We start from the raw sequence: 13,452 nt of genomic DNA, 5'->3' as shown, positions 1-13,452 counted from the left end.
CGTGCCTGAGAACTTCACTCCCGACGGTGACGGCGCCAACTCGTTCGACGAGTTCCTCGCCCGGTACCTCGCGGGTGAGCGTGCGCGTAACGCACGCTCCATCGACATCAGCCGCTTCCTCAGCCGGCGCACCCAGGAGATCCTGGCGGAGGCCGGACGGTTCGCGCTGCAGCACGGCCACAGCGAGCTCGACGCGCTGCACGTGCTGCGCGTGATGGCCGAGCAGGAGCCGGCCGCCGACGCCATGCGCCGCATCGGCGTCGACCCCTCCCGGGTGGCCGAGGCCGCCGAGTCGCGCCTGCCCGCCCCGGGCGACGTGATCGAGGCGGACGGCGCATCCATCACCGGGCCGCTTCAGCGCGCCCTCTTCCACGCGTACCAGGTGGCTCAGGCCTCCGGATCGACCTACATCGACCCCGAGCACGTGTTCTTCGCGCTCGTGATCGGGCGGGACGCCCCGGCCGGCCGTGTGCTGCAGGCCGCGGGTGTGACGCCGGAGGCGCTCACCGAGGCGATGCGCCAGAGCACCACCGTCGGCGCCGGTCAGCCCGGCGACCCCGATGCGCAGGGCGACTCGCAGACCCCGATGCTCGACCAGTTCGGCACCGACCTGACCGCGCTCGCGCGGGACGGCCGCCTGGACCCGGTGATCGGACGTCTGGACGAGATCGAGCAGACCGTCGAGATCCTCTCCCGCCGCACCAAGAACAACCCGGTGCTGGTCGGTGAGGCCGGCGTCGGCAAGACCGCGATCGTCGAGGGCCTGGCCCGCGCGATCGTCGCGGGCGACGTGCCCGAGCAGCTGCAGGACAAGAAGGTCGTCTCGCTCGACCTCGCCGGGATGGTCGCAGGAACCCGGTACCGCGGCGACTTCGAGGAGCGGCTCACCAAGCTCATGGACGAGATCAGCGACGGCAAGGACGAGCTGATCGTGTTCATCGACGAGCTGCACACCGTGGTCGGCGCCGGAGGGTCCGGCGAGTCCGGCGGGATGGACGCGGGCAACATCCTGAAGCCCCGTCTCGCCCGCGGCGACCTGCACCTGGTCGGCGCGACCACGCTCAAGGAGTACCGCCGCATCGAGAAGGACCCTGCGCTGGAGCGCCGCTTCCAGCCGGTGACCGTCGGCGAGCCGTCGGTGGAGGACGCCGTCCTCATCCTCGACGGGCTCCGCGGCGCGTACGAGGAGCACCACGGCGTGACCTACACGGCCGACGCGATCCGCGCCGCCGTCGAGCTCTCCGACCGGTACATCTCGGACCGCTTCCTCCCGGACAAGGCGATCGACCTGATCGACCAGGCCGGTGCGCGCCTGCGCCTGTCGCTGGGCAAGCGCGTCGACTCGTCCGCCCTGATGGAGCGCCTGGCCACGTTGGAGTCCGAGAAGAACTCCGCCGTCGCGGCCGAGCACTACGAGGAGGCCTCCCGCCTGCGCGACGAGATCGAGGCCGTGCAGCGTTCGCTGGACGAGCTCGGTTCCGCTCCGCGGGTGGACGCGGTCGTCGGCGAGCCCGAGATCGCGGCCATCGTGTCCCGGTCGACCGGCATCCCCGTCTCGCGCATCGGCGAGGCCGACCGTGAGCGCCTGGCGCGGCTCGAGTCCGAGCTGCACCACCGCGTGATCGGCCAGGACGACGCGGTCGTCGCGGTCGCGAAGGCCGTCCGCCGCAACCGCACCGGGCTCGGCGACGAGCGTCGCCCGGTCGGCAGCTTCCTCTTCCTCGGCCCGACCGGCGTGGGGAAGACCGAGCTGGCGAAGTCGCTCGCGTCGTCGCTGTTCGGCGACGAGAAGGCGATGCTGCGGTTCGACATGAGCGAGTTCGGCGAGCGTCACACCGTTGCCCGACTGGTCGGCGCCCCTCCCGGGTACGTCGGCTACGACGAGGCCGGTCAGCTGACCGAGCGCGTCCGGCGCAACCCGTACTCGGTCGTCCTGTTCGACGAGATCGAGAAGGCGCACCCCGACGTGTTCAACCTGCTGCTGCAGGTGCTCGACGACGGCCGCCTCACCGACGGCCAGGGCCGCACGGTCGACTTCCGCAACACGGTCGTCATCATGACCTCCAACCTGGGCTCGGAGTTCCTGGCGTCCAGGAGCGGCGCGCTCGGCTTCGTCCCGATGGGCTCGGACGGCTTCTCCTCGGAGAAGGACATCCGCGACCGGGTCATGGGCAAGCTGCGCGAGGCCATGCGCCCCGAGTTCCTGAACCGCATCGACGAGATCGTGCTGTTCCGGAAGCTGGACGCCGAGCAGCTGCGCGACATCGTCCGCCTGCTGCTCACCGCGACGGCCTCCCGGCTGTCCGCCCGCGACATCGCCTTCGAGGCGACGGATGCGGCGGTCGCCTGGATCGCGGACGCGGGCTACGAGCCGGAGTACGGCGCCCGTCCGCTCCGCCGGGTCATCCAGCGCGAGGTCGACGACCGCATCGCCGAGCTCATGGTGTCGGGCGAGCTGGAGGAGGGCGGCCGCGTGATCGTGGACGCCGAGGCCGGCGGCCTGCGGGTCGCCGCCGCTCCCGCGGCCTTCCCCGTGGCGGCGTAACCCGCCCCGTTTCATACAGAAGGCACCGACCCGCAGGGGTCGGTGCCTTCTGTATGCGGAGGGAGCCCTAGGCGTAGCGCCGAACCGCCGCCCGAATATCCTCGGCGAAGCCGTAGATCTCGTCCAGCGAGGCCAGCTCGTGACGGGTCTCGTTCTTGTCTTCGTCGAAGAGGCCGAGGTACTTCTTCGATTTCCCATTGAAATGAAGCCGTGCCAGCGGCTTCCGGTTGTTGTCGTCAAGGATGACCGCGAAGTACGACTTGGAATCCCGCTGCGCGACCCGCTGTGGCTTCACTTCGCTGCAGGCGATCGCCTTGATGATCTGATAGCCCTCGAGCTCTTCGAGCGTGGTCTCGATCTCGGTGTCGCGGTTCAGATCGTCCTCGGCGGCAGGCTGGCTGCTCACGGTCTCGCCGGGGGCGGGCTCGACCGAGGCGTAGCTCGCGCCTCCGAGCGCCGTCTTGAGCCGTTCGTTGGCTTGGTCGTTGAGGAACTGCTTTGTTGCCTTCGTGACCAAGGGCGTGAACTGATCGCGCACGCGCTGCGTGATGACGCCGTCATAGACCCGGCTGATGAAGAATCGGGTCCACTCGTCTTCCGGCTCCCGGAACTGCGTGGCAAGGACCCGCTTGATCTGACCGATGTACTTGAGTTCCCCCGCCGCGTTGATGACGGATTCCAGATCGAATGAGTCCTTCGTGAGCTTGCGAAGCTCGGCGATCAAGGTCTCGTCGATGTCCAGTAGATCGAGCACCAGGAAGGGCTTGTCGTCCATCCGGTTCGGAGCGTCGAGGTCTGTATAGAACTGATAGACCTGACCGTTCGTCAGCACCGCGACGCGGGCGTTGGTCACCGCGAAGTACCGGAAGAGTTGCGAAGCATTCTCGATCGTCAGAGCCTCCGTCGACTTCTTCGTCTCGATCAGCATCTGAACCTCGCCATCGCGAACGATGGCGTAGTCGATCTTCTCACCCTTCTTGATTCCGACGTCCGCAGTGAATTCCGGGACGACCTCGAGCGGGTCGAAGACGTCGTACCCCAGCACGTTCGAGATGAACGGCATGACAAAAGCGTTCTTCGTTGCTTCCTCGGTGTGAATGGCCTCCCGCTGGTTGGCGACCTTCTGCGCCATAGCGGCCAAGACTTCTGCAAACTCCATGTGGAACTCCCCGATTGAATCTCACAGAGACACTAGCGATGGTCGGCCCATGGGCGGACTTACGCGGCCCTATTGGCACCCCAACTGGGGGCGGCTCGCGCGCAGCATGCGGGATCCGTCCGATCAGGCTGGCGTCTGCCCTCGCCGTCATGAGATCGGGTTGACGTAACACGCCGTCCGTCTCGAACGCGCGACGGCGTGTTGCGTCAACTATGCGGGCGGACGGAGCGTTCGCATCCTGAACGTCTCCAAAGGCATGCACATGCAAACCCCTGGACTCGTCCAGGGTCGGCTGGTTTGTTGGAAGGCGTGCCCGCATCCGATCGACCCCGCAATCCCCGCCTGGCCGCCATCGACGAGCGGCTGGAGCCCGTCAAGCGCTTCGAGCTGAAGCCCGCCCGTACCCGCGGCGGGCTCGTCGCGCAGTTCCTCGGCCTCGCGCTGGTCGCCGCGGTGCTCAGCTCGCTCTTCCTGCTGCCCGGCTTCCTGGGAGTCGGCGTGACGGCGGCGGCCGGGGTCAGCGACTTCAACGCGCTGCCCGCGAACCTCCACATCCAGCAGTTCGCGCAGAACTCGACCGTCTACGCCAAGCAGGGCGGCCAGGATGTGCCCATCGCCACGTTCTACGCCCAGAACCGGCAGGACGTCACCTGGGACCAGATCGCGCAGACGGTGAAGGACGCGACCGTCTCCGCCGAGGACCCCCGCTTCTACACCGAGGGGGCCGTCGACATCTGGGGCACCCTCCGCGGCGCCGTCTCCACGGTCGCGGGAGGCGACGTGCAGGGCGGATCGTCGATCACGCAGCAGTACGTGAAGAACGTCGAAGTGGAGAAGTGCGAGGCGCTCACCAGCCAGAAGAAGGTGGAGGCGTGCTACGCGGACGCCGCGGGCGTGACCCTCCAGCGCAAGGTGCAGGAGATGCGCTACGCCGTCGAGGTGGAGAAGACCTACAGCAAGAAGGACATCCTCACCGGATACCTCAACGTCGTCGGCTTCGGAGGCCAGGTGTACGGGGTGCAGGCGGCCGCGCAGTACTACTTCAACACCACCGCGGCGAAGCTCGACCTCGCCCAGGCGGCCACCCTCGCGGCCATCCTGAACAACCCCGCGAACCTGCGCATCGACCAGCCGTCGAACGCGGACAACGGTGCCGCCAACGGCTACAAGCTCACCAAGGAGCGCCGCGACTACGTGCTCGACCGCATGTACGTCACGCACACCATCACGAAGCAGCAGCGCGACGCGGCGAAGGCGACCCCCATCCAGCCGACGATCACCCCGACGACGCAGGGATGCGCGGCGGCGCAGCAGTTCAACGCCGCGTTCTTCTGCGATTACGTCCGCGACGTGATCCTCAACGACCCGGCGTACGGCGCCACCGGGGACGACCGCTGGCAGACGCTCAACCGCGGCGGCCTGAAGATCTACACCACCCTCAACCTCGACCTGCAGCAGGTGGCGCAGGCCTCCCTCAACGCGTACATCCCCGCCTCCCGCCCCGGCATCGACCTGGGCGCCAGCAACGTGGCGCTGGAGCTGGGCACCGGGCGCATCGTGACCATGGTGCAGAACCGCACCTTCAACAACACGGACACCCCGATCGACGGGACGACCGCCGTCAACTACAACACCGACGAGGACTACGGCGGCTCGCAGGGATTCCAGACAGGCTCGACGTTCAAGGCGTTCGACCTGGCGGCGTGGCTGGAGGCGGGGCACGGGCTCTACGAGACGGTGAACGCCTCGCAGCACGTCTTCCCGACGTCCGACTTCACCAACACCTGCGCGAACATCGACGGTCCCGACTGGCCCGTCACGAACGACGAGGGCTCGGCGAGCCGGCTGTCCGTGATGGCCGCCACCGCCCAGTCGGTCAACACCGCCTTCGCCGAGATGGGCACCAAGGTCGACCTCTGCTCGATCGTGAACGCCGCGAAGGCGCTCGACGTGCATCCCGCCTCGAAGAGCAACGCCTGGGTGCAGACGCCGTCGCTGATCCTCGGGACGAACTACATCTCCCCGCTGACGATGGCGACCGCGTACGCGGGCATCGCCAACAATGGCACGGTGTGCACGCCGGTCGCGATCGACCGCGTCGTCAACGCCGACGGCACCGACCACAAGGTCAGCAAGACCACGTGCACGCAGGGGCTGAAGCCGGACATCGCCGCGGGTGTGACCTACGCCCTGCAGGGCGTCATCAAGGGCGGGGGAACCGCCGCGAGCGCCAACCCGTACGACGGCACCCCGATCATGGCGAAGACGGGAACCACCGACAACTCGCTGGAGAACTGGCTGATCACCTCCACCACCAAGGTCGCCACCGCCACCTGGGTCGGGAACGTGTCCGGCTCCACTCCGCTGCGATCGCTGTCCTTCAAGGGGGTCGGTGGCGGCAACGTGAAGTTCTCGATCGCCAAGCCGATCCTCAAGGCGGTGAACGCGCTGTACGGCGGAGACGCCTTCACAAAGCCGACGAGCGCGGTGCTCTACGGGCAGCAGATCACGATGCCGGATGTGACGGGCAAGGCGCCGGACGTCGCGCAGAAGCTGCTCGAGGGGCTCGGCCTCGACGTCGCCGTCGACCCGACACCCGTGGCCAGCGACCAGCCCGCGGGCACGATCGCGGCCAGCGACCCGACGGCGGGGACCGAGCTCGAGGACGGGGACACGGTGACGCTGACGGTGAGCAACGGGCAGGGGGGTCAGGCCACGGACAACCCGGCTCCCGGTGGCAGCAGCACACCGACTCCGACGCCGCCGGGCAAGAAGAAGGGCGGCTGACCCGCGCGCCCGCCCGGTTCGATCAGGCGGCCCCGACCGTGTCGCCCTGCCAGGCGGCGAGGATGAGCGCCCGCAGCGCGTTCGACCGCTCGGCGAAGGCGCGCTGGCGCCGGACATACTCGGCCTTGCCCTCCGGCGTCTCGATGGCGACGGGCTCGGCGCCCCAGGGGCGCATGTCGTAAGGCGAGGCCTGCATGTCGAGAAGCCGGATGTCGCGAGCCAGCTCGAAGGCGTCCAGCAGCAGCTCGCCGGGCACGAGCGGGCCGAGCTTCATCGCCCACTTGTAGACGTCCATGCCCGCGTGCAGGCATCCCGGCTGCTCCAGCTCGGGCTGCGTCTCGCGCGTCGGCGCGAAGCGGTTCAGCGGGACCGCCTCGGGGGTGAAGAAGCGGAACGCGTCGATGTGGGTGCACCGCAGTTCGTGCGACTCGACCACCGCATCCGTCGCCTCCCGGCCGAGCCGCAGCGGAACGGGATGCCGGTGCTCGTCCTGCCGGTAGACCATGGCCCACTCGTGCAGACCGAAGCAGCCGAACCGGCCGGGTCGCGCAGCGGTCGAGCGGAGGATGCGCTCCACCCCGCGCAAGAGCGGCGCCTTCTCCCGCTCCAGGGCGGCGCGGTCGACGATCAGCGATCCGGGCGTCGACCCTGCCGTGTACCAGCGCCAGGCGGAGCGCGCATCCTGGTCCGCCCCCTCCAGCTCGGCGCCCGGTCCGGGGTGCCAGCGCCGCAGCTGTGCGGGGGAGTAGGAGTAGTAGGTGAACAGGAAGTCCCAGACCGGGTGCTTCTCGCCGCGGGACGCCCGCTCACGGTGGGCGGCCGTCAGAGCGTCGGCCCGCTCGGCGTGCGCCCGCTCGCGCGAACGCCAGTCCGGCTCTGCCAGCCGGGTGGGCGGCAGCGTCGGGCGCTCGAGGGAGGTCAGGGTCACCCTTCGAGGATACGTTCCAGCGGGTTGTCGCGGAGCTTCCGCTGCACCCCGCCGTCGACGAGCCGGCGGGCCGACGTGTCCGGCTTCCGCTCGGCCTGGTCGGCGACGCACGAACCGAACTCGGCCGCCAGCTCCAGCCGCGGGAACGCTGTCACGACCTCGCGCAGGAACTCCGCGGGGAGCTCGCCGTCGCGCGCACCCGAGATGTCGAGCGCGGTCGCGATCTCGAGCAGGTGACCCTCGACATCCATCGCCGGGTCGACCTCCGGCCAGTTGTGCCGCACGATGACCTCGTGGGCGCGCACGCGTCGGTCGGCAGGCCAGCCCGCGCCCGCGGTGAGGGCGATGGCGACGTGACCGGCGGCATCCTCGTAGGCGAGGGTGTTGTTGTCGAACTCCGGAACGATGCCCAGGTCGTGGAGAATCGCCGACACATAGAGCAGCTCGTGGTCGGGGGTGAGGCCGCGCACCGTGGCGAACGCCTCGGCCCACAGCCACGACCGCTGCACGTGGTTCAGCAAGGACGGCGAGTGGTACGCGGTCGCGATCTCGAGGGCGGCACGGGAGGCGGCGGTGTCGGGGCGGGGGACGTCGGCGATGCGCATGTGCTCATCCTGCCGGATGCGGGCGAGGAGCGGGCCGGGCGTGCGGGGAACGCGGGGCCGGAGGTCGCCCGGGGCGGACGAGGAAACGGAGGCGATTCGGGAGGCGATGAGCCCGAGCGCCTCCGTTTCCCGTCGTATCCGCCCGGGGCGGGCCGGATCGCCTCCCTTTGCGCCCGGCCGCGACCTGCGAGGCGGCGCCCCGAGCGCCGCGACCGGTCGGTGAGAAACGGAGGACATCCTGCCGGACACGCCGAGTGGATGCGGGAAACGGAGGAGGGACCGGGCCGCAGGGCCGTCAGCACCTCTGTTTCGGTGGGGCGGGCGGGCGGCCGGCCGGCCGGCGCCTCAGCCCGCGGGGTGCAGCACCGCGATGCCGGTCGGCGGCGCGGTGTCCGCCGTCTCGAGCAGATGCGCGGCCTCGGCGAAGCCGACGGCCCCGCCGACCAGCTGCTGCGGGTTCAGCCGACCGGAGGCCACGAGGTCGAGCATCTCGGGGTAGGCGGCCGCGGCCATGCCGTGGCTGCCCAGGATCTCGAGCTCCCATCCGATGACGCGGTCCAGCGGCAGCTCGGGGACGGCGGTCGCGAGCAGCCCGACCTGCACGTGGCGACCGAGCCGGCGGAGCGACCGGACGGCCGTCGTCGCCGTGTCGGGCGAGCCGACGGCGTCGATCGTCGCGTCGGCGCCTCCGCCGGTCAGCTCCTGCACCCGGTCGGCCGTGTCCGGTGCGGCGACGACCGTGTGCTCCGCTCCGAGACGCGCGGCCAGCTCCAGCGCCGCGGGGGAGCGGTCGACGGCGACGACGCGCGCGCCGAGCGCGGAGGCGACCATCACGGCGCTCAGCCCGACGCCGCCGGCGCCGTACACGGCGAGCCAGTCGCCGGGCCGGATGCGCGCACGGGCCGTCACCGCCCGGTACGCCGTGGCGAACCGGCAGCCCAGGCTCGCGGCCGCATCGGCGGAGAGGCCGTCCGGCACCCGCACCAGGTTGGTGTCCGCCGCGCGGACGGCGACGAGCTCGGCGTGCGATCCCCAGTGCGTGAAGCCGGGCTGGGTCTGCTGCGGGCAGACCTGCGCCTGCCCGGCGCGGCACCACTCGCACGCGCCGCATCCGTTGACGAACGGCGCGGTGACGCGGTCGCCCGGCCGCCAGCGGGTGACGCCGGCGCCGACCGCCTCGACGACCCCGGCGAACTCGTGGCCGGGCACGTGCGGAAGGGCCACGGAGTCGTCGTGGCCCGCCCAGGCATGCCAGTCGCTGCGGCAGAGGCCGGACGCCTCGACCCGGATGACCGCGCCGCCGTCCGGGACGGCCGGGTCCGGAACCTCCGCGACCTCCACCGGTCCGCCGAAGCGCTCGTAGTACAGGGCTCTCACGTGTCCTCCCGGGTCAGTGCGGCGACGGCGGCGAGGTCGGCCTCCGCCCAGTCCAGCTCGTGGAGACGCCGGACCGGCATCCAGAGCAGCTCGTCGTGGTCGGTGCTCTCGACGGGTGCGTCGCCGTCGAGCCGGCAGTTGTAGCAGGCGAGGTCGATCGCCCGGCCGCCGTTTCTCTCGGTCACGGTGCGGTCGAGCAGCGCACCGACGTGGATGCGCACCCCGAGCTCCTCCGCGATCTCGCGGGCGAGCGCGGCTTCCGGGGACTCGCCGGCCTCGACCTTGCCGCCCGGGAACTCCCACCGGCCTGCGGCATCCCTCCCGGGAGCACGGCGGCAGGCAAGCACGCGGTCGCCGTCGCGGACGACGGCCGCGACGACGACGAGGGGCTGCACCACTCCATCCTGCCCTGCGCGGGGAGGGGGCAGGACACCGCTAGCATCCAGGTATGTCGCAGAGTGCGCCCGTGCGGCGGCCGACGGCCGTTCTCGGCCTGGCCGCGAGCCTCCTGGCCCAGCTGGCCATGATCGTCGTGGGCGTGTGGCTCTACGTCGATGAGGGTGACGATGGCACGACGCTCGGGCTCCTCGCCATCTGGTGCGGGATCGGCACTCTCTACCTGATCGTGGTTTTGATCGTGCTGGGTCGTGTCGCTCGCCGCCCGGCGCCTCCGGGCGGCCGGCTGTCCCGCTGGGAAACGGGACGCCTCGCCCGCATCGTGTCATGGTCGGCCACGGTGTTCTCGAGCCTGATCGGGCTGGCGGCCGCAATCCAGGTGCTCGGATTGCACAACGACCCCGAGGTCGGGACCGCTACCGACGTCGTCGGCGTGTGGTCGATGCTCCTCGCGTGGGGCTTCCTGCACTGGGGCTTCTCGCAGATCTACTACCAGCGCTACTTCGCCGCGGCCGAGCCGATGCTGCGCTTCCCGCATCCCGACGGTGCACCCGCGCCGGTTCCGCGGTTCGTCGACTTCGTGTACTTCGCCTTCACCATCGGAACGACGTTCGCGTCGTCGGACGTGGAGGTTCTCAGCACCCGCATGCGGTGGACCATCGTCTGGCACTCGGTGCTGAGCTACTTCTTCAACGGGCTGATCATCGTGCTCGCGCTGAACACGATCATGTCGGGCGCGCGGTAGCCGTCAGAGCAGGGTCTCGACGCCGATCCGCACCCGGTCACCGAGCTCGACGCCCTCCGCCCGGCGCACGGCGCCCTTGATCGGAACCACGTACGTGCCGTCCGCCTGCGGGAAGATCGACGTCGACCAGCGCGAGCCGCCCAGCGTCACCGACACCTTGACGGAGTCGAAACCGGCGGGTGGATGCGGCTGCAGCCGGATCTCCTCGGACACCTCCGGCGGCAGCTGCGCGAAGACCCACAGCTCCCGGCGGGAGGCCCAGCGGAACAGCTCCGCCTCGAACTCGTAGCGATAACCGGCCATATCCGCCAAGCTACCGGTGAAGCGCCCGGGCGAGAAGAGCGCCGCGGCGGAGCGGAGGAGTCGGCATGGCGGCACGTCCAGGATCGGTCACGTTCGTGGCCGTCCTCACCTACATCAACGGCATCCTGAACGTCGTCGGCGGCGTCATTCTGCTGATCGCGCGCGATCAGGTGGCCGCGCCGACGGGCGGCGGGGTCGCCGGCGTCACGACGGCGGCGATCGTCTCGATCCTGCTCGGCGTGATCGTCATCATCGTGGCGCGCGGTCTGCTCCGCGGAAGCTCCGGCGCGCGCGTGGTGGTCACGGTCGTCATGATCGTCGACATCCTCAACGGCGTCCTGCTGCTCTTCACCAACCAGGTGGCGAGCGGCGTTGTGCAGATCCTGTGGTCGCTGCTCATCGTGGTCCTGCTGTTCACGCGCCGGGCGAACGGGTTCTTCGCGGGCCGCTGAATCCCGGGGACCGATCGGCAAGAATGGGAGGACGGCGTCGTACGGCGCCGGATTCGAGGAGTCCCATGCGCTGGCCGAAGTGGTTCCGCAGGCGCGTCGAGAAGACGACGCGCACGCGTCCGTTCGACGAGCACGCCCTGCCCGAGCCGGTCGCGCCCACGCTCGAGCAGTCCGTCGAGGAGGGCATGCTGCTCGCGGAATACGCCACGCGCATGGCGGTCAAGAACCACATCGTCGTGGACACCATCCAGTACGGCACCGCGTACGACCCGGCGATGCACGCCATGGAGGCGGCGGCGATGCTGCGCGAGCTGGCCTCCGAGCAGGGCGTCGCGGCCGGGCGCATCGAGGAGGAGCTGGAGGCGGCCGAGAAGCTGAGCGGCGACGCCGAGCACCCCCACGACTACCGCCGGGTGGATGCGGACAACCTGCGGCTGCGGCGGGATGCGGCCATCCGGCTGGCGGCGGCGCTGCGGGCGAAGGCGGACTCGGAGGAGGAGCTGCTCGCCCTCGTCGAGCGCGGGCGTCAGGACGCCTGGGACGAGGTCGGCCGTGCCATCGAGGCGGGTCTCGACGCGTTCTCGGGGGCGGAGGCGCTGAAGGCGGACTACGAGCGGGAGAAGCCGGCCCGGCTGAAGCTGCTCATCTGGCGCGACCTCGCCCGCCTGGAGGAGGAGCGCACCGGCTACTGACCGCCGCGCAGGCTCACCGGCGGCACCAGATCGCCGACCTCCGACCGCACCCAGATGTCGCCCGTCCGCCGTTTCTCGGCGCGCGTGCTGAAGCGGTAGAGGAACATGCGGGCGCGGATGGCGCGCGGCGGCTCCCCGTCGAAAGGATCGCGCCGCAGCAGCTTCAGGGTCGGCTCGTCCGCCTCCAGCAGGCGCAGCAGGAGCACTTCGAACCAGGGTGAGTCGCGCGAGCCGAGCGCGAGGAACCACATCAGCCAGTCGAGCCGCAGGTGGTACGGCGCGAACTGCCTGGGCAGCCGGCGCACCTCGCCGGGTTTGCCCTTGAAGCTGTACTCGAGCCAGTGCGCGCCCGGGTCGGACGGGTCGTCCGCCGTCCCCTCCACGACCACCTCGTACCGTTCCTTCGTCACGCTCCCGAAGGCTCCGTACGCGTTCACCAGGTGCCAGCGGTTGAAGCTCGCGTTCATCAGCTGGCGGCGTGCGAACAGGTTCTTCAGCGGCGGCCAGCTGAGCACCACCAGGAAGACGGTCACCGCGACCGCGACGAGGGCGTACCAGAGCGGCACGTCGGAGGCGCCGATCCCGCCGACGTCCGCCCCGCCGAAGAGCCACGAGAACACCGGGTCGCTGATGCCGGCGAACGCCAGCACGATCGTGATCCAGTTCAGCCACGCGAAGTTGCCCGTCAGCACCAGCCACAGCTGCGTGAGGATCATCACGGCGGCCGCGACGCTCGCGACCGGTTGCGGGAAGAACAGGAACCACGGAACGACCAGCTGCGCGACATGGTTGCCGAGCACCTCCAGCCGATGGAACCACTTCGGCAGCAGGTGCACCGTGCGGCTGAGCGGATTCGGCATCGGCTGGGTCTCGTGATGGTAGAACAGCGCCGTGAGGTCGCGCCACGACCGGTCGCCGCGCATCTTGATCATCCCGGCGCCGAACTCCAGCCGGAACACCAGCCAGCGGACGAACAAGACGATGGTGATCGGGGGAGCGGTGTCCCACGCGCCCAGGAAAGTGACGACGAAACCGGCCTCGCAGAGCAGGCTCTCCCAGCCGAAACCGTAGAAGGTCTGCCCGACGTTCACGATCGAGAGGTACAGGAACCACACGATCAGGAACACCGGGACGAAGACGCACGTCGGGGTCAGCTGGAGCACCCCGGCGACGATGAGCGCGGAGAGCACCGCGCCCGTCCAGGCCACCGTGCGCAGCAGCCGGTCCGAGTAGCGCCGGCGGAAGAGCGTCGGCTGCTTCCTGGCGTAGGGATGCCGCAGGAAGCGCCGTACGGGCAGGAGCCCGTTGTCGCCGAGCAGCGCAGGGAACTGGTTCACCGCGGACACGAACGCGACCAGGTACAGCGCGGCCACACCGCGCTCGAGGATCTCACGCGCGATCGTGTAGTCGTCGCCGGCCAGCCAGGCGGTCAGCCACGCCGGGAATTCCACCGGCACCACCCC

12 protein-coding genes are annotated in these 13,452 nt (G+C 70.0%); 5 read left to right on the top strand and 7 right to left on the bottom strand.

From position 1 onward, the window contains the following. Position 1: 1 nt before the first annotated feature. Complete coding sequence (locus tag BLW09_RS11770) at positions 2-2,545, top strand: ATP-dependent Clp protease ATP-binding subunit (protein ID WP_089912753.1); 2,544 nt, start codon at positions 2-4, stop codon at positions 2,543-2,545. Positions 2,546-2,612: 67 nt separating this feature from the next. Here the strand turns inward: BLW09_RS11770 and BLW09_RS11765 are convergent, their stop codons facing one another. Then, complete coding sequence (locus BLW09_RS11765; protein WP_089912750.1) at positions 2,613-3,704, bottom strand: type I restriction endonuclease; 1,092 nt, start codon at positions 3,702-3,704, stop codon at positions 2,613-2,615. A 309-nt stretch (positions 3,705-4,013) separates the two neighbouring features. On the opposite strand from BLW09_RS11765, the gene BLW09_RS11760 reads away from it, so the two are divergent. Next, entirely contained in the window at positions 4,014-6,491 is a 2,478-nt protein-coding gene (locus BLW09_RS11760; protein WP_089912748.1) for a penicillin-binding protein, read from the top strand. Between the two features lie 22 nt (positions 6,492-6,513). On the opposite strand, the gene BLW09_RS11755 is transcribed toward BLW09_RS11760, so the two are convergent. The 4 genes from BLW09_RS11755 to BLW09_RS11740 form a co-directional block, all read right to left on the bottom strand. Then, entirely contained in the window at positions 6,514-7,419 is a 906-nt protein-coding gene (locus tag BLW09_RS11755; RefSeq protein ID WP_089912745.1) for a 3-methyladenine DNA glycosylase, read from the bottom strand. Continuing rightward, positions 7,416-8,024, bottom strand: a complete 609-nt coding sequence (locus tag BLW09_RS11750; RefSeq protein WP_089912742.1) for a cyanamide hydratase — start codon at positions 8,022-8,024, stop codon at positions 7,416-7,418. The genes BLW09_RS11755 and BLW09_RS11750 overlap by 4 nt, the downstream gene beginning before the upstream one ends. 345 nt (positions 8,025-8,369) lie before the next feature. Then, positions 8,370-9,401 (bottom strand): zinc-dependent alcohol dehydrogenase family protein, encoded by a 1,032-nt coding sequence (locus BLW09_RS11745; protein ID WP_089912739.1) that lies wholly within the window; start codon positions 9,399-9,401, stop codon positions 8,370-8,372. Next, positions 9,398-9,796, bottom strand: coding sequence for a (deoxy)nucleoside triphosphate pyrophosphohydrolase (locus BLW09_RS11740; protein ID WP_231946816.1), 399 nt, complete (start codon positions 9,794-9,796; stop codon positions 9,398-9,400). Before BLW09_RS11740 ends, BLW09_RS11745 begins: the two co-directional genes overlap by 4 nt. Positions 9,797-9,849: 53 nt before the next feature. On the opposite strand from BLW09_RS11740, the gene BLW09_RS11735 reads away from it, so the two are divergent. Further along, positions 9,850-10,542, top strand: coding sequence for a DUF1345 domain-containing protein (locus tag BLW09_RS11735; RefSeq protein ID WP_089912735.1), 693 nt, complete (start codon positions 9,850-9,852; stop codon positions 10,540-10,542). Between the two features lie 3 nt (positions 10,543-10,545). Here the strand turns inward: BLW09_RS11735 and BLW09_RS11730 are convergent, their stop codons facing one another. Continuing rightward, positions 10,546-10,845, bottom strand: coding sequence for a DUF1905 domain-containing protein (locus tag BLW09_RS11730; protein ID WP_089912732.1), 300 nt, complete (start codon positions 10,843-10,845; stop codon positions 10,546-10,548). 65 nt (positions 10,846-10,910) lie between these two features. On the opposite strand from BLW09_RS11730, the gene BLW09_RS11725 reads away from it, so the two are divergent. Both BLW09_RS11725 and BLW09_RS11720 read left to right on the top strand, forming a co-directional pair. Continuing rightward, entirely contained in the window at positions 10,911-11,297 is a 387-nt protein-coding gene (locus tag BLW09_RS11725) for a DUF7144 family membrane protein (protein WP_089912729.1), read from the top strand. A gap of 65 nt (positions 11,298-11,362) precedes the next feature. Beyond that, a complete protein-coding gene (locus BLW09_RS11720; RefSeq protein ID WP_089912725.1) occupies positions 11,363-11,989 on the top strand; it encodes a hypothetical protein in 627 nt (208 codons plus the stop codon). On the opposite strand, the gene BLW09_RS11715 is transcribed toward BLW09_RS11720, so the two are convergent. Beyond that, positions 11,983-13,449 (bottom strand): lipase maturation factor family protein, encoded by a 1,467-nt coding sequence (locus BLW09_RS11715; protein WP_089912723.1) that lies wholly within the window; start codon positions 13,447-13,449, stop codon positions 11,983-11,985. The two genes, BLW09_RS11720 and BLW09_RS11715, sit on opposite strands and share 7 nt — an antisense overlap. Positions 13,450-13,452 lie beyond the last annotated feature (3 nt).

It is taken from the genome of Leifsonia sp. 21MFCrub1.1 (assembly GCF_900107895.1).
Taxonomy (GTDB): Bacteria; Actinomycetota; Actinomycetes; order Actinomycetales; family Microbacteriaceae; genus Leifsonia; species Leifsonia soli.
This window is presented reverse-complemented; position numbering and strand designations above follow the sequence as displayed.